We start from the raw sequence: 22,367 nt of genomic DNA on the forward strand, positions 1-22,367 counted from the left end.
GCAGATTACCGGCTTGGTTTCCGCCATCACAGCCCGAGGCTGGAACGCCTTCTGACCGCAAAAAGAACATACAGGGAGTGTTGATGATTTGTCGTACCCTTGCCTTCCTGGGCACCCGAGAGAAAACCGTGCGGCAAAGCACTCGTTAAACTAGGGGTATGCATTGACAACTTAAATCCAAGGTACCTATGGAAAGATATGACCGAGACCGTGATTTCTACGGCGATTACCGACCTCATAACCGACACCATGACGACCACCAGCAGGATTGGCCCGGCCGTGACATGAGCCGCGATTACCAGCACCTGCACCACTATCCCAGAAATGACTTTGACCGGTTTGAGCAGGACCGTGGTCGGCACCATGACCAACACCGGTACTCCTCCCCTACTGATTACCGGAATTCTGATAACCATTACCGGCATGACCGGGAGGGCCACCATCCGTACCAGAGTAACTACAGCCGGGATCAGGACCGGTTTGGAGACAATTACCAGGATGATTTCCGCCATGATCCTACTCTGCCACGGGTTTCTGAGGACGAGGATTTGATGGGGAACATCCGGCAGGGTTACGGCATTTCCAGCTATGACGGCACTTCAGACCGGTTCAACACCCTCAACAGCGAACACCGATATGGCTCTAACCAAGACGAGCAGGCCTACTATTCCAATGACCGCGACGGCTATAACCGGTCGCAGTTTGGCGGCGGGTTGGGAGAATCTGGTATGCACTCAGACCGCGGTATTCCCAATTACGGCATCCGTTCGTACCCAGACCGCTACGGTTCCGGGTTAGGCAGTTCTTACGGAGGCACCAATTACGGTGCTGGCACCGGCTACGTGGGCGGTCACCAGGGCGGCACCTGGGGCGATAATTCTTACGGCACCACTTCCGGTAACCTGGGTGGCTACGGTCCCATGGGCGGCAGCACTTACGGTAGCGGACGCGGCAGTTTCGGGGATACTTCTTCGTCCCAGAACTCCAGCCGGGGCAGCAGTGAGCTAGGCGGCTTTAACCGGTAAGTCCGTTTTCAAACCCAAAAAAGCCTCCAGGTCTGGGAAGAAGTTGCCCAGACCTGGAGGCTTTTCTGCGTCTAGTGGTATCTCAAGATATTCAGGTTTTACCTTGCCCTACAGTGATTAATCAATCAGTCATCCAAGCTTTACAGCAACCCACCTGGCACAGTACGTTTGTTTCTTTCTGCCTCTTCAGTACCTTCTTTTGTTTCTGACCTTTTTCCTGGAAAACAGGCGTGAAACGGGCATTACTTCTGGTATAAAAGCAAAGCCGCTGCCAGGGTACCTGGAAGCGGCTTTGTGGTAAGGGATGGAAGATTCAATTAAATTTTTAATTCAATTTTCTATTCTTCTGGTTTTAACGCATTATTTTACTTTTTGTCTTTTTTGTCTTTTTTACCTTTATCCTTGTCTTTCTTATCATCATCCTTACCACCGCCACCGTTATCATCTTTGTCGCAATGGCCTGGGCCTATGTGCCCTTCGTTGTATCTGGTAAATAGCTCAGACCAACTAATGAGGGTACTTCTTTGCACGGTCACGTACGGGTTAGAGATGGTGTTGCGGTAGTTTCCGCCAGCAGTGGCAGAGAAGTAGGCGGTGGCGGCAGCAAAGGCGGCATCCACTTCAGGTGTGGAAGAAGCCTGCATCATGTTCAGCTTGGCCGCAATGTATTGGTGAGCCAAAATGATGTAAGCATTGCCTCCTTTAGGCGGAGTGTTCAGCAATTGCAGGTAGGTCAAGCCGCTGCCGTAGAAGTAAGTATCAGCTAAATCACCCCAAGTGGCATCGCGTTTCTTGCCGGTGGCGTGGTTTTTCCAGTACCCTTGGGTGTAAGTACAGCCGTAGTGGGTTGGTGGCGGTGGAGGACAGTTGAAGACGATGTTGTCTATGGTACCAGAACCGCTCAGGTTTCCGTTTGGCGAGATTCCGTCTGGTCCCAGGTAGATCACCATACGGGCTACGCCACTGGTTCCGCCCAGGTCTACAATCTGTTTTCCGTTGTCGCCGCTTACCTGGAACATCACGGTTTTCAGCACGTTTCCGCCAGATCCGTACAGAACTACCCTACCGCCAGCCTCATAGGAATCTACGTCAATCACGGTCACAGAAGTAAGCGATACGGTTCCGTAAGAGGAGAAGTTAAACTCCATTTTGCCCCCGGTGTTGGAGTCATAGGCCTGGGCCGGATTGTTGGTGCGGTTAATGATGAAGGTGTTGCCCAGGGGCATGTCATTGGCGTACTTGCTTCCGGCCTCACCGCCTTCGCCAACACCGCCGCCGCTAAAGTCCTGGTTAGGTGTTAAGATATCGTCTATCTGGTTCACGTCCGGAATTGGAGTTGGCTGGCCAGAATTGAAGATATTGGCTACATCTGGAGAGTTGTAGGTATTAGGCGCGGTTCTGCGGTAGGCGCTCACGTAGATTGGTTTGGTAGACTGGTCACTGGTGACATAGGAAATGAAGCCATCGGTGCCTCTTACATACCGGTTGAAAGTGATGGTTTCACATTCCTGCGGAGGCATGCAGTTGAACACAATGTTATCAATAGCCCCTGAACCGCTCAGCTTGCCATTGGGCGAGATGCCGCCCGGGCCAAGGTATACCTCCATTTTTACCACGCCAGCGGTATTGCCAAGGTTTACAACCTGCTTACCGTTATCACCGCTCACCTGCAGCTCTACGGTTTTCAGTACCTTTCCGCCAAGGCCGTACAAAACTACTTTTCCGCCTTTTTCATAGGAATCAACGTCTAAAACGGTGATGTAACTCAACGTAACGGTACCGTAACCGGAGAAATCAAACACCATTTTACCGCCGCTGTTGCTGTCATATGCTTTAGAAGCGTCATTGGTGCGGTTAATAATCATGAGGTTACCCAAAGGAGCGTTGTTGGCGTAAGCACTGCCTTTTGCTCCCCCGGCACCTACACCACCGCCACCAAAATCTTTGTGTGGGGTAAGGATGTCGTCTATCTCATTCACATCTGGAATAGGAGTAGGCTGGGCAGAATTAAAGATGTTCGCTACGTTAGTTGAAGCGTAGGTATTGGGCGCGGTTCTGCGGTAGGCGCTCACATAAATTGGTGTGGAGGCCTGGTCACTCATCACAGCATTCACAAAGCCATCTTTACCAACGGTATACTTATCAAAAGTCACCGTTTCACAAGTTCCACCAGTAGTTGTATTCTCGCTCAACTCACCCCGAATCTGCTGTTCGGTCAGCTCTTCTTCCTCTGGGTTACACCCAAATAACACAGTAGCCACAGCCAGCAACCAGCTGAATTTCGATAAACGTGTTTTCATAATAGCTTACTGTTAAGGTTAAAAGATAAATTATTAAATTGATAATGGAAGATAAGATGTTATTATGTTAAATGTCAATATTTTAACAAAAAATATATTTAAAATAATTATTAGAAATATATAACTTTCATATATTAAAAATTACTCCAAGTTACCAGACTTTTAGGAGAAGCAGACCCGCTTGTTTTTCACCTGTTTTCCTGAAATCACAGACAAAACAGCATCGCCATTTGGAAGTCCAAGTGTCAGAGGAAAGAAGTAGGCACAGCGCCTGCAGCAAAGAACAAATGCAAAGGCCAGATCAAAAGGAAATAGAGGCACGAAGGGTTCTGCTGGTGTTGCGTGACCCGTTCTACTCCCGGCAGAGAAGGCAATGTTGGTCATAGGCTGTTACTGGCATTTCGCGCAACCGGTACTCCTTGCCCAGCGGGCAGCACTCAGGGCAGAGAAACCAATAGCTGGCATTCCTCCTGAAAGCGGCCTTGATGAAAACCCACCACCTCCTGCTCCCCTTCCGTTTTGCGTTTTAAGGCTGATTTCCTGAAAACAGGCTTAAAATTTGCACCCGCTTCCGGCCGTTCGCAAGAGATTGATTTTGAACTACTTTTCTTAAAACAGGCCTAAAACACAACTTTCCGCTGATTGCGGCAACTACTACCTACCCGGCAGGTAAATACGGAATTTCCTATTTACGCCTTTCTAATTACTCATTTCAGCGAACAAACACCCATCGTTTTTGCGTAAAGTGCAACTTTAGAAGGAACCAGTCAGCGCCTGAGATACCCCCAGGAACTAGTCAGGTGAACATTTTGCCCTACCCCCGGAAACCTGCCAAACCAGGAATCCAAGGGCTGTAAAGCAACTTCTTTCAGGGCAACTACCTTTCAATTCGCGTTAAGCGGGCAATGCCCAGGTGTATACCAAAGCCTTCCCGCTGGTTGGTTTACCTCTATTGCATTAACAATTTTTTTAGACCTACAGATATGGATGCAGCTGTGCGCCAGAACCAGACAAGTGAAGTATTCGCTAATTACCAGATTCCGCCTAATTTTTTAGATGAAGTATTCCGGGCTCCCGGTCAGGTTCATCCGCATTACCAGGCGGTGTATCAGCAGTTTCTGGAGTTCTCCAAAGAAGAGTTCAAGGCCCTGAATGAACACGCCAAGATGTCTTTCTTCAACCAGGGCATTACCTTCTCGGTGTACTCAGACAAGTCCAAAGGGGTGGAGCGCATTTTCCCCTTTGACCTGTTCCCCCGCATCATTCCGGCCGCAGAGTGGGCCAAAGTGGAAAAAGGCATTCTGCAACGGTGCGTGGCTCTTAACCTCTTCATCCAGGACATTTACTCAGACCAGCACATCCTCAAAGACAAGGTGGTACCGGCTGAGCTGATCTTCTCGTCCAAGAACTACTTCAAGGCCATGTTGGATTTTAAACCGGTGGGCGGCATCTATACCCATATCTCCGGCACAGACCTGATCAAGCACAGCGACGGCGAGTATTACGTGCTTGAAGACAACCTGCGCTGCCCGTCTGGTATCAGCTACGTGCTTTCTAACCGGGTGGCCATGAAACGTACCCTGTTCCAGATGTTCCGGCAGTTCAACGTGCGAACGGTGGGCGAATACCCGCAGGAACTGCTGGCTACCATGCAGTCTGTGGCACCCAACGGTATAGACGCTCCTACCTGCGTGGTGCTTACCCCGGGCGTGTACAACTCGGCCTACTTTGAGCACGCGTTCCTGGCCCTCACCATGGGCGTGCCGCTGGTAGAAGGCCGCGACCTGTACGTAGACAAAAATTTTGTGTACATGAAGACCATCAACGGTCCTAAACGGGTAGATGTGGTGTACCGCCGCCTGGACGATGACTTCCTGGACCCCATGGAATTCAAGCCAGACTCCATGCTGGGTGTACCGGGTATTATGGCGGCCTACAAAAAAGGCAACGTTACCCTGCTCAATGCTCCCGGTACCGGCTTCGCCGATGACAAAGCCGTGTACACCTATGTGCCCGACATTATCAAGTACTACCTGCAGGAAGAACCCATCCTGAACAACGTGCACACCTACCGCTGCGAGAAAGACGATGATTACAAGTACGTGCTGGAGAACATGGACAAGCTGGTGATCAAGCCCGTGGACGAAAGCGGCGGGTACGGCATCCTCATCGGCAGCAAAGCCACCCAAGAGCAGATCAGCGAGTTCAAAACCCTTATTGCAGCAAACCGGCGCAAGTACATTGCTCAACCGGTCATGAACCTGTCTATGCACGCCACCTTCATTGAGGGCGAAGACCAGTTTGAACCCCGCCACGTGGATTTAAGGTCGTTCACGCTGCTGGGCAAAGATCGGCAATATGTGTTGAAAGGAGGCCTTTCGCGTGTGGCCCTCAGAAAAGGGAGCTTGATTGTGAACTCCTCCCAGGGCGGCGGTTCTAAAGACACCTGGGTCATGACGGAAGATAACTACGGCATGTCTATGCAGCAGAACGGCTCTATGGAACAAAGCATGACCATGGACGGCCAAACCATGACCATGGGTCCGCAAGGCATGTCTATAGGCACCCAAGGCACCGTGTCTATGGGCAAACCCGGCACGGAATAGAAATGCAGGGGAATGATCAGCAAAAGTAAGTCATCCCCCTACCCCCTTCAAAGGGGGACTTATCAGCTAAAGTTTTTGAAGGATACTTGAAAGAACCCGGGAAAGAAGATGGTCCCCCTTTGAAGGGGGTAGGGGGATGACAAAGCAGCACACATTAGCGTAAAGCAGCAACTATGAAACTTATGAACTTCATAAACTAAGAATTGCATGCCTTTGAACCACCATTACAACAAGAACCTGAAGCCATTTGCCAGAGCAAATTGGTCAGATTCTACTAAGGCAGAAGTTAGGTTATGGTGTGAGGTGCTGAGCAAAGGCAGATTGGGATACACCTTTTTAAGGCAGCGCCCGGTAGACAGGTTCATCGCTGACTTCATGTGCCGGGAACTGAAATTGATTATTGAAGTAGACGGGTACTCTCATCACTTCAAAACAGAGGAAGACAAAGTGCGAGACAAAGTTTTAGCAGAGTTAGGATTCACGGTCTTAAGGTTTACCGATGAAGAGGTGAGAAAAGACATCACTAATGTGCAAAGGTCAGTTGAACACTGGATTGGGGAAAATAAGCCCTAAACAAAAGGCTTGAAAATAACAGACGTGACCAGAGGGAAGTTGATCAGCAAAAGAAAGTCATCCCCCTACCCCCTTCAAAGGGGGACCATCAGATTTAGTAAAACGAAATCAAATCTCATTCCTGACGCAGACCTCAGGAATTCAAATTAAACACGAACACAAACAAAAAACGATACATGCTTTCAAGAATTGGAAACAGCTTGTTTTGGATGGGGCGCTACATTGAGCGGGCCGAACACATTGCCCGGTACACGCGGGTACAATATGTGTCTTCTGTAGATGCGCCGCTGGGCCAGAGCCGGGAATTGATTTTGGAATCCATCCTGGAAATGGCGGGCAGCAAAGAGGCGTATTTTGGGGTGCATGACAAGCTGGAAGACGATAAGGTCATTGATTTCATCACCATTTCAGAATCAAACCAGTTCTCTGTTCACAGTTACATAGGCCGCATACGCGAGAATGCCCGCGGGTCCCGTGACAGCATTTCCATTGAATTATGGGAAGCTATCAACCGGTTTTACCACAAGGCAAACGAGCTGCTGACCTCAGAAATGGCCGCCGAGGAGATAGAGTTCTTTTCGCGCAGGGTTGAGGAGAACAGCTACATTACCAAGGGCTACATTGAAAACACGCTGCTCCACAATGATGTATGGATGCTTATCTCCCTGGGCATGCACCTGGAGCGCGCCATCCAGGTGATCCGCATTTTGCAAACCAAACTCAGTGACATTGAAAAGTTTGAGTTCCTGAAGCAGGGCAGCGCCCTGGAAAACTACCAGTGGAGCACTACCCTCAAAAGCACCGAGGCCTTTGACATGTTCATGCGCTGCCACAAAACCAGTCCTACCCGGTCTCATGTGTTAGATTTTTTGCTTTTTGATACCCAGTTTCCTAAGTCTGTTGCGTATAGCATGGAGTGGATTAAGAAATGCATTGAGGGAATCTCTTTTCAGCAGGAAGAAAGCCGCAAGGAGTCCCTGGAGTTTATGGCCGGAAAACTGGCCTGCCGCTTCCAGTACTTAACCATTGAAGAAGTAGATGACCGGGCCACCCAGTTCCTGAGCCGGACACTGGGCAATATTTATGAGCTGGCCAACCTACTAGACGTTAAATATCTTAAGTACCATTGATGCCAGTTTTGGTCTTTCATGTATGAAAACAGATTACGAGGTGGTATACAAAACCCACAACACGTATGAAGAAAATGTGAGGGAGGCCTTCTTTTCTTTTTTAATTCTACCCTGCCAGAATGAAAGCCAGGTAGTGCGCAGCGTGTCCTGGAGCAACTCACTGGAGGCAGAAACCTTTCAGCATACCAACCCATTCGGGTTTGAGGCGATTAACCTGCATACGGTAGAGCCTTTCAATGCCTTTGAGTTTCAGATGCGGGCCATTGTGGAGAAGCGCATGACCTGGTTTCCCATAGACGGCCTTTTGCCTGTAGAGGAAGAGCAGCGCCAGCTCCAGGACCACTTGTTTTACCTGGAAAACCACCTATACCTGGGGTTTGCCCACTACACCCGCATACAGGAGGAATACCGCAGCAAACTGCTGATGCGCGAGCCCCAGCAAACTGTGTATGATTACCTGCAGAAACTGTGCACCTTCACCTATGAACTGCTTGAGTTTGACCCCGAGCCTACGCATGTGTGTACATCGGCCAACGAGGTGCTCAAGTTAGGTCGCGGCGTGTGCCAGGATTACACCCATTTGTTTATTGGCATTGCGCGCCTGAACAAAATCCCGTGCCGGTATGTATCTGGCTACCTGAACCAGGGGCTTGACCTGGCCGGATCGGCGGTGATGCACGCCTGGGCCGAAGCCTACATTCCGGGTTTCGGGTGGCAGGGCTTTGACCCCACCAACAACCTGCTGGCTGATATGCACTACATCAAAGCCACGCATGGGTCAGATTACTCAGACTGTAGCCCATTAAAGGGCACGCTTAAAACCAACGGAAAGCAAAAAACCAGGTACGGGGTGCAGGTGCATCCGCTGCAGGAGGCAGAACCGGCCCAGCAACAGCAACTGCAAACCACCCTCTAGTGCCTAACCTGGCCATACCTCAGGCGTTTCAAAAACAAAGGCTTTCTGCTTAAACCCAAATCCATGAAGACTTACCACTGTACGTGCGGCAATAAATTATTTTTTGAGAACTCTTTCTGTCTGAACTGCAGCCGGGAGGTGGGCTGGTGCCCCGTCTGCGAGGGCATGCACGCCATGGAACTGGATGGCAAAGGAGCCTACCACTGCACCAATCCCAGCTGTCAGGCGCATGTAGTAAAATGCTATAACTACGCTACCTACAACGTGTGTAACCGCATGATTGAGGTACCCCAGTCACAGCAGCCTAACTTTGAGCAATTGTGCAGCTACTGCCAGCTTACAGAAACCATCCCTGATCTATCTGTGGAGGGCAATCCCCAGAAATGGTACAGCCTGGAGGCCGCCAAAAGACGTCTGCTTTATTTGCTGGATGAACTGGGCCTACCCTACGGGTCCAAAGCCGAGAAATTTGAACTGCCCCTCTCCTTTGACTTCAAAGAAGACATAAAAGCCTCGCCGGTCTTAGGCTGGATTGGGCTGGAGAAAGGAGAAAAAGTGTTTACCGGCCACGCCGATGGCAAGATCACCATCAACTTAAGCGAGGCAGACCCTGTAGAGCGGGAAAAGCTTCGCGTTTCTTTTGGGGAGACCCACCGCACGCTCATCGGGCACTTCCGGCACGAGGTAGGCCATTACTACTGGCAGTTGCTGGTGCAGGGCAAAGACGAGGAAGCCTACAAGGCGGTATTTGGGGACCATGAAAACCCCACGTACAGCGAGGCCATGGACCAGTACTACAAGAATGGCCCTAAACCCGACTGGCAGAAAAGCTACATCAGCGCATACGCCACCATGCACTCCTGGGAAGACTTCGCCGAGACCTGGGGTACCTACCTGGACATGATGGCCGTGCTGGACACCGCCGAGAACCATGACCTCCTGGAACTACCCTCCGAAGACCTGGTAGACTCCCAGCTGGAAACCATGCTCAGCCGCTACGCAGACCTAAGCCTGAAAGTGAACGAAGTAAACCGCTCCCTGGGCCTCCCAGACCTACTACCCGAAACCTTCTCAGAACCGGTCGTAGAAAAGCTGACCTACATCCACCGCCTCATTCAACGGAACAGGAAGCATAAGTAGCCTTCAGGCATTCAGTTTAGTTATAAATTCAACTCGGTTATAAACTTGCCTAGCTTCACATAACTGGTGGCGCTCTCAAACCTGCCCTCCAAACATGCCGCAAGTTTGCAACTTGCGGCATGTTTTTTTCCAGTTTGTAACTGGCGCCAGTTACAAACTGGCTACTAAGTTGAGCCACAATTTTAAACTTGGGGTATGTATTGGCCACAAATTGAAGGAATCCGTTTATCGGCTGTTTTCACGTAAACAGCCGATAAACGGATTTCATTTTCAGATCAAATCAGTAATCCCCACCGCTGGCGCGAGCCTCCGGCTCGTGTCCGCACGTGCTGCGATTATAAAGCTTAACACTTAGTTGTCATCCTGAAAGGATCTTGTGAACAAACGGCTCTACCGTTTGTTCACAAGATCCTTTCAGGATGACAAACAGGAGGAGAGTCTCTTTCGGAATGAACCAGAATACGTAAGCTGGAACTTAATGAGATTCTGAATGCGTGCGGACACGAGCCGGAGGCTCGCGCCAGCGACAAAGCCTGGAAGAAGGTTCTTTTAAGCCTCATTTTCAGAAAAAGGGCATAAAACGTACTTTCTCCTTATAAATGATGCCAGATAATCAGAGCAGCTATAAACCAAGCCAAATTAACTATTTAGCAAGCTTGTAACTTGTAGCAGCAATTGTTGTAAGCACCACCAAATAAAATACTTGCCTGTAGGCCAAGACTCATCCCTTACTGTTTCAACAAGCCCTGAAAGAAAGGTGTTACTTCCTGGGCCATGACGCCATGTTCTGCCACGCTGGGGTGACCGGTGCAGCCGGTGGCTTGCATGGGTTTGAAGAAGAACACGGCAACTGGTTTGTCTGCTAGGTAAGAGGCATCTACCTGTTGTTTGATGGCCGTAAGGCAGTTTTCCAGTTTCTGCCTTTTGGGGCCGTTCAGCATGGGGCTGCTCAACAGGGTAATTCTGGCTTTTGGGTAGTGTGACTTCACGTTCTTCACAAAACTAACGTAAGCCTGCACAAAGCTGGCACTGTCGAAGGGTAGGCGGGGGTTCTTGCCGTCTCCATCGCTGAAGTCGTTGGTGCCCAGGGCAATGCTCACAATCTGGGGCGTGAACTTAGTGAAATCCCAACGTTGGGTGTTTTTGGCCTGGAAATCTATTTTCTCAAACACTTGGGGTAGAGCGGGTCCGTTGTTGTTCCAGTTGCGGTAAGCGCCGTACCCGCTCACGCTGCTTAACACAAAATTCGCTTTTACGGCACGGGCTACGCGCGGGCCGTAGGCCATGTAGGCGTTGTGCTGGTCGTGGTACTCCCCGGTACCGCAGGGCACCTCAGAGGGATCGGCGGCGGCTCCGCAGGTAATGCTGTTCCCGATAAACTCAATCAAGGGGGCTTCCTGTCTTTTCACAGCGGTCAAGTTGGGCCCAAGCACCTTCTCAAGCACCAGGGCACCAGTATGCGCCTCGGTGGTTTTGTACAGCCATACGGTGTGCTTGCCTCCGGCAGGGGCAGAAATCACCACGGTGTCTTGCAGGCCATCAATCCGTACCCGTTTCTGGTACGCTCCGTCTACTTCATACTGCAGATAGGTGTGCCCGCCGGCCCAGGGAGCAGAGGCAATTACGCGGGCCTCGGGGCCTTCAAAACTGAACCCCACGTGTGCCGCAGACGTGATCAGTTCCAGGTTTTGGGCGTTGTTCACCTGGTATCTTCCCACCGGCTGCAAGGCGTTGGCGGGCAGTTCCTGGAACGGAGTTCCGGTCTCGGTTTTCATGGTGGTACAGCCACCGGTAAAAGCAAACAGGACGGCTGCCAGGAGAGCGTATCTGGGTTTCATAGAAGTTTGGTCAGGGTAGATTCTACAAGAATAATGATATTCTGGTGGGTTTCCATGCCCTGAGGTAGAAACCTCTTTTCAGGAAATAGCCTTCTACTTCCAAAGTAAAAAAGAAGCCCGTTTGCCCAAACGGTCAGGCAAACGGGCTTTCATAAGAAGAATGGCAGGTACTGGTTAAGACTCCCTGGACGGGTACTGAATGGTATTCCTCAGGCTTTGGATGCGCTCTGGCTTGAAACTGGGCAGTTGCAGGTCATTGGCGGCGCGCCATTGCTTTACCTTCTCCTCAGCGGCCTGCGTTTTTTCTTCTGATTTACCAGTATCACGCCCCAGGTAAATGGTTTGAGAAGGATAAGCGAAACCGGTTCCGCTGGCTTCTACCACGTCCATCATGCGCAGCAGCAGGTCCTCCTGAATCTCAAGGAATTCATTATAATCGGCGGTCATCACGTAGGAGAACACTTCCAGGTTGAAGGCCGAAGCTCCGATTCCTACAAACCGCACCCTCGCCGACTCAGGGTCAATTTTGGGATGCGCGTACAGGATAGACCTAAGCTCCACCAGCAGATACCGGATCTGCTCTGGCGTGGTATCGCAGCGGATGCCAAACGTGGGATGGAACCAGACGCGGTCGCGGTGGGCGTAGTTCTCAATGCGCTGGGAGGAGAAATCGCCGTTGGGAATGGTGACCACCGTGCGGTCATTGGTGCGGATGCGGGTAGAACGCATGCCAATGGACTCTACCGTCCCCACCGTTTCGCCTACCTTACAGAAATCGCCCACCCTAATGGGCTGATCGGCGATGAGCGTCACGCTGCCCACAAAGTTCTCCACGGTTTTCTGCGCACCCAGGGCCAGGGCGATACCACCAATCCCCAGGGCGGCCAAACCGGTGGTTACGTCAAAACCGAGGGTGCTCAGGAAACCGATCACCCCGAAGGCGATCACCGCAATTTTGGCCCCGCGCCGCAGGAACAGCACCGCCGAGAGTCCGGCCATGTTTCCGCGGCGGGTTAAGCTCCGCTCAAAGAACTGGGTCATGACATCAATCAATCGCCAGAGGAGCAACAGAACGGCCACCATGCCCACAATGATGGTTAACTGGCTGAATCGCTGCCGCACAATGATGGAGATACCTACCCATTGGTTAGTAGCCACAAAGATCCACACGGCCAGGTACAACTGGAACGGTAAGGTAAATGCGCTGATGAGGTGAGCGATGTGCTCTTCCCGCGCCCGGTGCCAGGTTGTCTTCAGCAAAAACACCCCCAACCGAATGATGAGCCAGGCCAAAGCATAGGCTCCTACCGCAATGATGAGCACCGCCAGCCAATGGCCAATAGGCACCCCCTCCCACTTCTTCTCTACCACTACGTTGGGCATCACCCTATCGGCGAGGGGCTTGGAGGCCTGCTCAATGACCACCGGAATGCGCTGCACCGTTTGCGAGGAAAACAGCCAGATGGGGCCGCCTTCGGGTCCTTCGGTTTTTTCCAGGATCAGGTCAAAGGTCTCACCGTTGATGGTGGCGTTCCCCACCCGCTCCAGGTTGGGACCCAGGTTATCATCCTCGGCCCCGCCGGGAGTATCATTGATGAGGGCATACGGCACAATCTCACCGCCCTGGTCCAGCAGGCGCTGCAAGGCATGGGCCAACTTGGCGCCCTGCTGCTCTTGTTGCAGGGTGCTGTCCAGGTTCAGGTACAGGGCGGCTTTGTTGTAATCTTCCTCGGAGATAGCCCTGATGAACCCCTGCACAGTTCCCCGGGGCGTTCTTCTTCCCAGGGAGTCCTGGGGCCACTGGGGTTCTACGGCTGCGGTGGTGTCGCTGGCCTGCTCCTGGGTTTGCGCCTGGGCCAAAGCTTGATCAGGCACGGTGCACAGGCTTGTCAGGAACAGCGCCAGGAAAAAGATTCTGGCCAGGCCAGCACGTTGATTTTTAAAGTTCACTAAGCGGATAGACAAAGGCATTTGAAGGGTCATGGAATGCTTTTGAGGTTAAAAGAATGGCAGAATGGTCTGAAAACGGCGTGGCCGCTTTTGGTTCTCTCCCATAGGTTACGTACTAACCCGCCTCAAACGTTACCTTAGAAAGGATATAACCGGTAACACCCACGCCTTCTTTGTGCTGAAAATCCCTCTAAACGCACCCGCTGTTTCTCTCCTGTTTTCTGAAAAACAGTCCCGAAAAGGGTTGAGGACAACAGAGAATCCACGACCCTTCTGCAAGAAGGTATTGGTACTAGAAAGGCAAATCGTTTCATAAGAATCCTCCACTCTGCTGCTTAGCGCAAGGGGGTTTCTGCTGCCAACATCGGTGTAAAACCCGTTTTAACAGCAAAGCCCGTTTGTACCAACAGGAGTAAAAACGGGCTTTGTCTTTAGCTTTCAGGTGAAGCTTTGCTAACCTCTGTTTTCAGGTTAGTTTAAGAGAAACAGGCTGAAATCACCTGTGAACAACATAAAGATCAGCTACTTACTCGCAGACATAGTCAAAGACGGTAGTGGTACCATCGGCCCCGGTCCGTATCACGGGTCGGTTCTGGTCTGAGTAGGTATGGGTGTAACTACGGGAGAAATTGAAGCTGGCCAGATTGAAGGTTCCGGGTCCTTTCTGGGTACCTTCCAGGGTGGTTTCGGAGGTGACCGTTACCGAGTTATTCTTGGACAAGGTTGCGGCCAGGGAGTTAGGATTGGTGTAAAGCAGATACGGGATTTCGTGCAGCGGATTGATTTTATCATCATGGGTATACCGCACATTGATCACAATGTCATTCAGGATTTCCGACTCTCTGGAAGAAAGCACGCGGTACTCCCGGCTCCTGACCAGGTTGTCTTTCTCATCATAGATGTAGGTTGCATCGCCAATCAACAGGGGCGTCTGGGTTACCAGGAGGTAGTTCCTGACCGTGATGATCTGCTTTTGCGCATTGTAGCCCAACTCCCGGGCAGAATGGAGGCGCAGGGTACCATCGGGCCTTTCCATGTACCAGTTGATTTTTCTCAGCAGGTCCTGGTCATCATACTCAAAGGTATAGTACTGCACCTCTTTGCCTTTATCCAGGAAAAGCGTTCTGGATACCCTGCCCCGGGCATCATACTCGGCTACAATGTTCAGGGTAGTGGGCGTGGGCAGGTTGGTGGTTTCATTGATCACCAACAGGCGGTCATCGCCATAGACAAACTCGCGGGTTTGCGCAAAGCCAGTACTAGGGTTGTTGAATACCTCCCGGGTGATGTAACAGGCGCTCTCCTCCTCTACCACAGGTTCAGGATCCTTTTCTTTGTCTTTGCTACAATTCACCGTCAGGAAGGAAAGAGCAAACAGAACGACACCAAGGCGTAAAGTTTTTATCATATAGAAGAATTTAAATCAGGATTCTAAGTAAGCACTTTGCACCAAAAATACAACTTTAAAGCGTGGAGCTTCTACTTTAAACCTGCTGTTGTCCGGTTGCCCGTTGCTGTAGGAGATTTTCTATGCGTTAGGCTGGTATTGCCTACCCATTTTCCCTGAAATGCAGTCTTTGGTGTGCTCTACAAATAGGTTTTGCAGTACCTTTTCTCTGGAAGAGAAGATCTATGAAAAGGGAGAGGCGAGGCAAGCAGATATTGGGCGGGAGCGGGAGGTTGGCCCTGAGCGGGGATGAAGTAACTAAAAGGTACTAATTTGTTTTCTTTGATCTGTAAGCTTCTCCTAAACGAGATCTATCTCCAACACTCCCCTGCCTCCGCAGTAATCAAGGGCGCTGCTATACTTCCAATGATGTGGCTCAGCAACAAACCCAGCTTCCACCGGATTTTGGTGAATGTACTCCACTTTCTGTTCAATCACTGCTGGGCTCCATACTTCAATGGGTTGATTATGCTGCTGCCAAAACTGGCACTTTTGCACATTGCCATTCTTCAAACCAGCTCGTTCCATCAACCACAACATCCATTCTTTCCGGCTTTCCTGTATGTTTTCGGCAATGGCTTTCAACAGCTGTTTGGAAGTAAAAGACTTGAAATCCCGCAACACTTCTCCGGGGTTATTGTCCTTGGCTCGGAATAGCAGATGTAGGTGACTAGGCATCACGCACCAGGCATAAATTTCCATGCCCTTGTTCTTTCGGCAGAAATCAAGGTTTTCTGTGATAATGTTGAAATACTCTTCCCGCGTAAAAACATCTATCCAATACACCACCGCAAAGCTCACAAAGTACAAACCTTCTTTGTTGTGGAACTTATACTTCCGGCTCATGGGGTTTCTTTTAGAGACTGAATAGACCGGCATTTATACGAAAGAATTCACCGAAAATGATCTTCTTTTTCTCTCTGCTGTACCTGCGAGCCTGCTAGAACCGCTGGCGCGAGCCTCCGGCTCGTGTCCGCACGCATTCCTGATCCTCTGTTGCTGAAACCATCATATGTTTATCTCAGGTTCGGCTCAGATAAGGAAAGATTGATTTAAATAGCAAATTCATGCTGTGACCAACCTATTGTAGATCAGGAATGCGTGCGGACACGGGCCGGAGGCTCGCGCTAGCGGAATAAGGTGAATTTCAAAAAATAACCCCTTAAGCGAACCTACATCAAATTTGGGCACAGTGGTGACTTGCAGCATTAGAGACACAGGGCTAGTGGGTAGGACTTCTCTTGTTACCTTCGCTGGCGCGAGCCTCTGGCTCGTGCCTTCTCTTACAGATCATAGAATCGAGGAAAATTCAGCAAAAGGGCATCTGGAATGCGTTCGGACACGAGCCGGAGGCTCGCGCCAGCGGAGCAGCTCTTTTGTCAAATAGCCTTTTTGGTCTGTTTTTCCAAAATCAGTCCGAAACCACACCCATTCCTAATTCTTAATTCTCAATTCATAATTCCCGCCTCAACGCTTCTGCCAGAAACGGAGCGGTCTTGCTGCCTAAGGCGGAAACCACTTCCTCTGGCGTACCAGCCGCCACAATCTGGCCGCCCTCCTCCCCTGCTCCCGGGCCAATGTCAATGACCCAGTCGGAGCCGGCGGCAACGCGCATGGTGTGTTCTACCACAATGACCGTGTTACCGGCTTCTACTAACCGCTCCAGCTGGGCCATGAGTTTGTCAACGTCTGAGGGGTGCAGGCCTGTGGTGGGCTCGTCTAGCACATACAGGGTGTTGCCGCGGCTGAGACGTTGGAGTTCGGTGGCGAGTTTGATGCGCTGGGCTTCGCCGCCGGAGAGCTCGGTGGCGGGCTGGCCGAGGCGCAGGTAGCCCAGGCCTACTTCGCGCAGCACGGTGAGGATGCGGTGGAGCGTGGGTTCTTCGTCAAAAAACGCATGGGCGGCGTCTACGGTGAGGTCCAGGACTTGGGCGATGTTGAGGTCGCGGTAGGTCACTTCCAGGGTTTGGGCGTTATAGCGGGCACCATGGCAGACAGGACAGGGCGCGTACACGCTGGGCAGAAACAGCAGTTCCACCATCACGAAGCCTTCTCCCTGGCAGTTCTCGCAGCGGCCTTTGGCCACGTTGAACGAGAAGCGGCCGGCGTCATAGCGGCGCTTTTTGGCCAGCGGGGTATCGGCGAAGAGTTTGCGGACGTGGTCGAAGAGGCCGGTGTAGGTGGCCATGTTAGAGCGGGGCGTGCGGCCGATGGCTTTCTGGTCTACCCGCACCAGCCGCTTGATATGCTCCATGCCGCTCACGATTCGACCGCCCAGGGTCTGCGGGGCGGGGCTTTCCAGCGCATCTCTTTCTTCTTCCTCGGGTTGGAGTTCCTGGCCTAGGTGTTCGGCTACCAGTTCTACCAGCACCTGGCTCACCAGGCTGCTCTTGCCCGAGCCCGATACGCCGGTGACGGTGGTGAACACGCCCAGCGGAAATTCGGCACTCAGGTTCTGCAGGTTGTTGCGGGTGACGCCGCTCAGTTGGAGCCAGCCGGTGGGCGTGCGGCGCGGACGCATTTGCACCGGGGCCGTGCCGAACAGGTAGGCGGCGGTTTGGGAGTGGGTAATCTGTTGCAGGCCCTCGGGTGGACCGCTGTAGAGGATTTCGCCGCCTTTCTCGCCGGCGGCGGGGCCAACGTCCACGAGCCAATCGGCTTGCCGGATCACGTCCAGGTTATGCTCTACCACAAACAGCGAGTTGCCCGCTTTCTTCAGGTTGGCCAGGGCGGTGAGCAGGGCTACGGTATCACTGGGGTGCAGGCCCGCCGAGGGTTCGTCCAGCACGTACACCACGCCAAACAGGTGCGAGTACAGCTGCGTGGCCAGCCGCAGGCGCTGCAACTCACCGGGCGACAAGGTAGGAGTGCTTCGCTCCAAAGACAGGTACCCGAGGCCCAGATCCAACAGCACCTTAATGCGGGCCACCAGGTCCTGCGCAATGCACTGTTTGGCGATCTGTTGCTCGGGGTGAGCCTCGTTTTGGGTGGCGGGGCCGGGGGCCGAGGCGTTCACGTACGGTTGCAGGGTCTGGGCCACACGTTGCAGGGGCAGACGCGACAGCTCGGTGATGTCATAGCCCGCGAAGGTGACGGAGAGTGCCGCGGGGTTCAGGCGTTTGCCATGGCAGGTGGGGCAGTCTGTGTGGAGCATGTACTGCATGACCCGCTTTTTCATCTGAGGGCTGTTGGTATTGGCGAAGGTATGGAACACGTGCCGCCGGGCGCTGGTGAAGGTGCCCATGTAGTTAGGTTCCTCGTTGCGCTGCAGGGCACGGCGGGTTTGCTCGGGGGTATAGCCGGGGTACACGGGCACCACGGGTTGCTCCTCGGTGAACAAGATCCAATCACGGTCTTTCTGGGGCAGCTCGCGCCAGGGGGTGTCTACGTCATAGCCCAGGGTCACCAGGATGTCGCGCTGGTTCTGGCCGCCCCAGGCGGTAGGCCAGGCGGCAATGGCCCGTTCCCGGATGGTGAGCGATGGGTCTGGCACCATGCTTTCCTCGGTGACCTCGTAGATGCGGCCCAGGCCGTGGCAGGTGGGGCAAGCGCCCTCGGGGGTGTTGGGCGAGAACGCCTCGGCGTAGATGATGGGTTGGCCTGGCGGATAGTCTCCGGCCCGGCTATACAGCATGCGCACCAGGTTAGAAAGGGTGGTTACGCTGCCCACGCTGGAGCGGGTGGTGGGCGTGCCGCGTTGCTGCTGCAGGGCCACGGCCGGAGGCAGGCCCTCAATGGCGTCTACCTCGGGCACGGCCATCTGGTGGAACAGCCGCCGCGCGTAAGGGCTCACACTCTCCAGGTAGCGGCGCTGGGCCTCGGCGTACAGCGTCCCGAACGCCAGCGACGACTTCCCCGACCCCGACACGCCCGTGAACACCACCAGCGCGTCTCGGGGAATGGTGAGGTCTACGTTCTTCAGGTTATGCTCGCGTGCCCCACGTACGGTGACGAAGCCGGGGAAGAGAGTAGTTGAGGGAGAAATAAAATCTTGTACCACGTAGTAAATAAAATTTTATAATATTAAGCTATAAACAATCATACTCCTGATAAAGTAATAAGGTGTATAATCATAGATTAAAATAAAACCATTCATTTACTTTACATAATAAATGAGTCTTATTTAAATAAAAATTAAAGTTTAGCATTAAATAATATAAATCTATATATTGAAAAAAAATTTAATATGATTTGTTTTGTTATAATGGGATTTGGTTCTAAATCAGACCCTTATACTGGGAAAACCCTCGATTTAGATAAGACATATTTAAATATTATTCAACCCGCTGTTAGGGCTAGCGGGTTAGAATGCATTAGGGCTGATGAGATTCAAGAAGCGGGTTTGATTGATAAAAGTATGTATGCATTACTGATGCATGCAGATCTTGTAATTGCTGATATTACAACTTACAATCCCAATGCAATCTACGAATTGGGTATAAGACACGCTGTAAAACCATATGCAACAATAATCATAAAAGAACGAAAGGGTAAGATACCTTTCGACTTAGACCATAGTAGAATATTCCACTATGATCATATGGGAGACGATATATCAGCAACAGAAGCAGACCGCTGTAGAAAAGAACTATCTTCTTTGATTACAACGGTTCTAGCCACTAATGAAACAGATAGTCCCTTATATTCATTTTTAAGTGGGGTAAATGCTCCTAAATTGCCTGAAGACGAATATTCTTATTTGATAGAAAAATTAGCTAAAGAAGAAAAATACATCTTCGCTTTGAGGGAAAAGGCATTAGATGCAATGCAAAATAATGACTTCACAGCTGCTGCAAAAGCTTGGGAAAAAGCAAGTTCATTAGCACCTAATGAAACTTACTTTATTCAACAGCAAGCATTATGTACTTATAAAAGCAAATTTCCTTCCCCTAATACAGCACTAAATGATGCATTAGTAATCATTAATAAGCTCAATCCAGACGGTGATACTACTGATCCAGAAACATTGGGTATAACTGGTGCTATATATAAGAATTTATACAGAAACAATGGTGACATCGAATATATAAATAGGGCTATTACTTACTACAGGAAGTGCTATCTTGTTAGGAGTGATTATTATACAGGCGAAAACTATGCACATTGCCTTGAGTTGAAAAGAAAAGCTATTCAAGATGAAGAGGAAAAAGTTTACGCCAAAGTTGAAGCCCGAAATACAAGAAAGTCTATTATCCGATCCATTTCAGAAATATTAGAGAACAATATAGAGGAAAGAGTAGATCAAAAATGGCTGTATGCAACGCTTTCAAATTGTTTTCTAGCAATCAACGATAGTGAGAATGCGTTAATTCATGAAACAAATTTTTTAAATTTAAACCCAGTAAATTGGGAGATAGACACATTTAATAAAACAAAAGAAGAAATTTTAAATTATTAACTTTATTGATATGGCAAAAAAAGTATTTATAAGCTATGACCATAGCGAAGATAAAATTTACAAAGAGTTGTTAAGAGCATGGGATGCTAACAGTGCCTTTAGTTTCGAATTCGACCAAAGATCTCCTAACATTGCAATTAACAGTACAGATTCTGCACGGATCAAACAATCACTAACAAGAATGATGATGGATGCAGAATACCTATTTGTGATAATTGGAAGAAAATCTTGGCAAAGTAATTGGATGAATTGGGAAATTGAAAGGGCTAAGCAAAGTGATATTAAATTAAAATTAGCGGCTGTTAAGATCGACTACTACAACACTACACCATCAGGTTTACTAAATACTGGGACTTCATTCGCAACCTCATTCACACAAGACAAAATTATCACAGCACTAAATAACGCAAAAAATAATTATTGATTTTTTTTCAATTTATAATTAACATTTGATATTAATGGGACACAAGGATAGGACATACGTAATATTTGATGGCGACAAAGACCAATGGGCATATCGATATATGAGAGGTTGGAATAATAATCGAAATATAGATTTTAATTTTGATGATGCCCATGAATTAAAGCCATTAACATATAGAGCTCAAGATGAAATTTATATAAAAACAAGACTTCGAGAGCGTCTTAAGCAAACAGATCAGGTAATACTATTGATTGGAGAATCAACTAAATTTTTATACAAATATGTTAGATGGGAGTTGGAATTAGCTATAGAGTTAAATTTACCAATTATAGCAGTCAACTTAGATAAGACTCGAGTTCAAAATCCTTCTTTATGTCCTGCTATAATCCGCACTTACCCCAAAACAGTTTATGTAGCATTTAGGAGTAAAATAATTCAATATGCATTAGACAACTTTCCATCTTTTATAAGGAATTACAAGGGTAATGAAACTCGGTGGCACTATCCTGATGAAGTTTATACTAGATTAGGCATATAAAATCGATGGAAGAAGCAGATTATCCAAGTTTATACCAATCAGCTGACAGAGCATCTAAAAGAACACAGAAATACTATTTAATTTCTTTAGGAACTTTCATCTGCTCTTTAGTTCTAAGCAGCATAGTAACACAATATGCTCCTAAAGAAGCTGAATGGTCTATTGTTTCTACTATTTTGTTGATTATCACTTTATTACTTACAATATTCAATGGTGTAAAAAGATTTGACAATATCTGGTATAACGGCAGGGCAGTTGCAGAATCTGTAAAGACTAGAACTTGGAGGTTTATTATGCAAACTGAGCCTTATCAGGATTTAGGTGATTACAGTGATAAAGCAAAAAAATTCAATAATGATATAAGTGAAATATTAAAAGAAAACAAAAGCCTAGGTAATTACCTTGATAACACCTACGACTCTGATAGTATAACTAAAAAAATGGTTGAAATCCGGTCTCTTAGTTTGAATGATCGTAAATCATTATACAAAACTGATCGCCTTGAAGACCAAAAAAACTGGTACATTACTAAAGCAAACTTGAATAACAGAAACGCTAAAATTTGGTTCACGCTTTTAATAGCAACCAATTCAATTGCTATTATTTTTTCTTTTATTAAAATCCTTCACCCCAAAAAAGAAGGTTTTCCAATTGAACCTCTTATTGTGATAGCCAGTTCTATACTTTCTTGGATGCAGATCAAAAGGTTTCAAGAATTAGGTTCATCTTACAATCTAACAGCTCATGAAATAAACCTTTTCAGGCAGAACATTGATTACTGCACAAATGAAAGAGAGTTCTCCGATTTTGTTAAAGATTCCGAAAATGCATTTTCGAGAGAACATACACAATGGGTCGCAAGAAAGGACAAATAAGAATAATAAATCAGCCTTTGATTAAATTATTGACACTTCATTTATATTATTTGAGTTTCTTTTTTATTTCAAAGATAGCTTATCTAATAATGACATAATTTTTAAACATATCTCATTGAAAATATAATTTATTTCATATAAAATTTTTATTTATAATTTTTTGTAAGTTGTAAAATAAAATATGGAATTCTAACTTAGAACAACATC

The 22,367-nt window shown here is 49.2% G+C and carries 17 protein-coding genes; 10 read left to right on the forward strand and 7 right to left on the reverse strand.

The features are described 5' to 3' along the window. The first annotated feature begins 188 nt into the window (after positions 1-188). Positions 189-1,025, forward strand: a complete 837-nt coding sequence (locus tag JT719_RS17495) for a hypothetical protein (protein ID WP_207434887.1) — start codon at positions 189-191, stop codon at positions 1,023-1,025. Between the two features lie 365 nt (positions 1,026-1,390). On the opposite strand, the gene JT719_RS17500 is transcribed toward JT719_RS17495, so the two are convergent. Next, the gene (locus tag JT719_RS17500) at positions 1,391-3,325 is read right to left on the reverse strand and encodes a hypothetical protein (RefSeq protein WP_207434889.1); all 1,935 of its coding nucleotides are present in this window, start codon (positions 3,323-3,325) and stop codon (positions 1,391-1,393) included. Positions 3,326-3,487: 162 nt separating this feature from the next. Next, complete coding sequence (locus JT719_RS17505; protein ID WP_207434891.1) at positions 3,488-3,709, reverse strand: hypothetical protein; 222 nt, start codon at positions 3,707-3,709, stop codon at positions 3,488-3,490. A 599-nt stretch (positions 3,710-4,308) separates the two neighbouring features. Here JT719_RS17505 and JT719_RS17510 point away from each other — a divergent pair. The 5 genes from JT719_RS17510 (at position 4,309) to JT719_RS17530 (ending at position 9,690) form a co-directional block, all read left to right on the forward strand. Beyond that, a complete protein-coding gene (locus JT719_RS17510; protein WP_207434893.1) occupies positions 4,309-5,931 on the forward strand; it encodes a circularly permuted type 2 ATP-grasp protein in 1,623 nt (540 codons plus the stop codon). Positions 5,932-6,138: 207 nt separating this feature from the next. Continuing rightward, entirely contained in the window at positions 6,139-6,504 is a 366-nt protein-coding gene (locus JT719_RS17515) for an endonuclease domain-containing protein (protein ID WP_207434895.1), read from the forward strand. 176 nt (positions 6,505-6,680) lie between these two features. Further along, a complete protein-coding gene (locus JT719_RS17520; protein ID WP_207434897.1) occupies positions 6,681-7,634 on the forward strand; it encodes an alpha-E domain-containing protein in 954 nt (317 codons plus the stop codon). 22 nt (positions 7,635-7,656) lie between these two features. Next, entirely contained in the window at positions 7,657-8,550 is an 894-nt protein-coding gene (locus tag JT719_RS17525) for a transglutaminase-like domain-containing protein (protein WP_207434899.1), read from the forward strand. A 63-nt stretch (positions 8,551-8,613) separates the two neighbouring features. Further along, on the forward strand, positions 8,614-9,690 hold the full coding sequence (locus JT719_RS17530; RefSeq protein WP_207434901.1) for a zinc-binding metallopeptidase family protein: 1,077 nt from the start codon (positions 8,614-8,616) through the stop codon (positions 9,688-9,690). 728 nt (positions 9,691-10,418) lie between these two features. Here JT719_RS17530 and JT719_RS17535 read toward each other — a convergent pair. From JT719_RS17535 to uvrA, 5 genes are all read right to left on the reverse strand, one after another. Next, positions 10,419-11,528: an SGNH/GDSL hydrolase family protein gene (locus JT719_RS17535; protein ID WP_207434903.1), complete on the reverse strand. Its 1,110-nt coding sequence runs from the start codon at positions 11,526-11,528 to the stop codon at positions 10,419-10,421. A gap of 174 nt (positions 11,529-11,702) precedes the next feature. Continuing rightward, on the reverse strand, positions 11,703-13,511 hold the full coding sequence (locus tag JT719_RS17540) for a mechanosensitive ion channel family protein (RefSeq protein WP_242693321.1): 1,809 nt from the start codon (positions 13,509-13,511) through the stop codon (positions 11,703-11,705). A gap of 493 nt (positions 13,512-14,004) precedes the next feature. Further along, entirely contained in the window at positions 14,005-14,886 is an 882-nt protein-coding gene (locus tag JT719_RS17545) for a hypothetical protein (protein WP_207434905.1), read from the reverse strand. A gap of 339 nt (positions 14,887-15,225) precedes the next feature. Then, positions 15,226-15,804, reverse strand: a complete 579-nt coding sequence (locus tag JT719_RS17550; RefSeq protein WP_423227979.1) for an REP-associated tyrosine transposase — start codon at positions 15,802-15,804, stop codon at positions 15,226-15,228. Positions 15,805-16,378: 574 nt separating this feature from the next. Further along, on the reverse strand, positions 16,379-18,925 hold the full coding sequence (gene uvrA / locus JT719_RS17555; protein ID WP_341350777.1) for an excinuclease ABC subunit UvrA: 2,547 nt from the start codon (positions 18,923-18,925) through the stop codon (positions 16,379-16,381). Between the two features lie 186 nt (positions 18,926-19,111). Between uvrA and JT719_RS17560 the strand changes: the two genes are divergently transcribed. From JT719_RS17560 to JT719_RS17575, 4 genes are read left to right on the forward strand one after another with little or no spacing between them, the layout of a single operon-like run. Continuing rightward, positions 19,112-20,323, forward strand: coding sequence for a tetratricopeptide repeat-containing protein (locus tag JT719_RS17560; RefSeq protein ID WP_207434912.1), 1,212 nt, complete (start codon positions 19,112-19,114; stop codon positions 20,321-20,323). A 10-nt stretch (positions 20,324-20,333) separates the two neighbouring features. Further along, entirely contained in the window at positions 20,334-20,747 is a 414-nt protein-coding gene (locus JT719_RS17565) for a TIR domain-containing protein (protein WP_207434914.1), read from the forward strand. A gap of 34 nt (positions 20,748-20,781) precedes the next feature. Continuing rightward, positions 20,782-21,285 carry a TIR domain-containing protein gene (locus JT719_RS17570; RefSeq protein ID WP_207434916.1) on the forward strand — a complete coding sequence of 168 codons (504 nt, stop codon included), beginning with the start codon at positions 20,782-20,784 and terminating at the stop codon, positions 21,283-21,285. Between the two features lie 5 nt (positions 21,286-21,290). Then, the gene (locus JT719_RS17575; RefSeq protein ID WP_207434918.1) at positions 21,291-22,160 is read left to right on the forward strand and encodes a DUF4231 domain-containing protein; all 870 of its coding nucleotides are present in this window, start codon (positions 21,291-21,293) and stop codon (positions 22,158-22,160) included. The last annotated feature ends 207 nt before the right edge of the window (positions 22,161-22,367 follow it).

Origin of the sequence: Sabulibacter ruber (genome assembly GCF_017355955.1) — a bacterium.
Lineage (GTDB): Bacteria > Bacteroidota > Bacteroidia > Cytophagales > Hymenobacteraceae > Nibribacter > Nibribacter ruber_A.

Bases quoted from the DNA above. Each gene is read 5' to 3' on its own strand.
- JT719_RS17495 (WP_207434887.1), top strand. From the start codon at position 189: ATGGAAAGATATGACCGAGACCGTGATTTCTACGGCGATTACCGACCT.
- JT719_RS17500 (WP_207434889.1), bottom strand. From the start codon at position 3,325: ATGAAAACACGTTTATCGAAATTCAGCTGGTTGCTGGCTGTGGCTACT.
- JT719_RS17505 (WP_207434891.1), bottom strand. From the start codon at position 3,709: ATGACCAACATTGCCTTCTCTGCCGGGAGTAGAACGGGTCACGCAACA.
- JT719_RS17510 (WP_207434893.1), top strand. From the start codon at position 4,309: ATGGATGCAGCTGTGCGCCAGAACCAGACAAGTGAAGTATTCGCTAAT.
- JT719_RS17515 (WP_207434895.1), top strand. From the start codon at position 6,139: ATGCCTTTGAACCACCATTACAACAAGAACCTGAAGCCATTTGCCAGA.
- JT719_RS17520 (WP_207434897.1), top strand. From the start codon at position 6,681: ATGCTTTCAAGAATTGGAAACAGCTTGTTTTGGATGGGGCGCTACATT.
- JT719_RS17525 (WP_207434899.1), top strand. From the start codon at position 7,657: ATGAAAACAGATTACGAGGTGGTATACAAAACCCACAACACGTATGAA.
- JT719_RS17530 (WP_207434901.1), top strand. From the start codon at position 8,614: ATGAAGACTTACCACTGTACGTGCGGCAATAAATTATTTTTTGAGAAC.
- JT719_RS17535 (WP_207434903.1), bottom strand. From the start codon at position 11,528: ATGAAACCCAGATACGCTCTCCTGGCAGCCGTCCTGTTTGCTTTTACC.
- JT719_RS17540 (WP_242693321.1), bottom strand. From the start codon at position 13,511: ATGACCCTTCAAATGCCTTTGTCTATCCGCTTAGTGAACTTTAAAAAT.
- JT719_RS17545 (WP_207434905.1), bottom strand. From the start codon at position 14,886: ATGATAAAAACTTTACGCCTTGGTGTCGTTCTGTTTGCTCTTTCCTTC.
- JT719_RS17550 (WP_423227979.1), bottom strand. From the start codon at position 15,804: ATGCCGGTCTATTCAGTCTCTAAAAGAAACCCCATGAGCCGGAAGTAT.
- JT719_RS17560 (WP_207434912.1), top strand. From the start codon at position 19,112: ATGATTTGTTTTGTTATAATGGGATTTGGTTCTAAATCAGACCCTTAT.
- JT719_RS17565 (WP_207434914.1), top strand. From the start codon at position 20,334: ATGGCAAAAAAAGTATTTATAAGCTATGACCATAGCGAAGATAAAATT.
- JT719_RS17570 (WP_207434916.1), top strand. From the start codon at position 20,782: ATGGGACACAAGGATAGGACATACGTAATATTTGATGGCGACAAAGAC.
- JT719_RS17575 (WP_207434918.1), top strand. From the start codon at position 21,291: ATGGAAGAAGCAGATTATCCAAGTTTATACCAATCAGCTGACAGAGCA.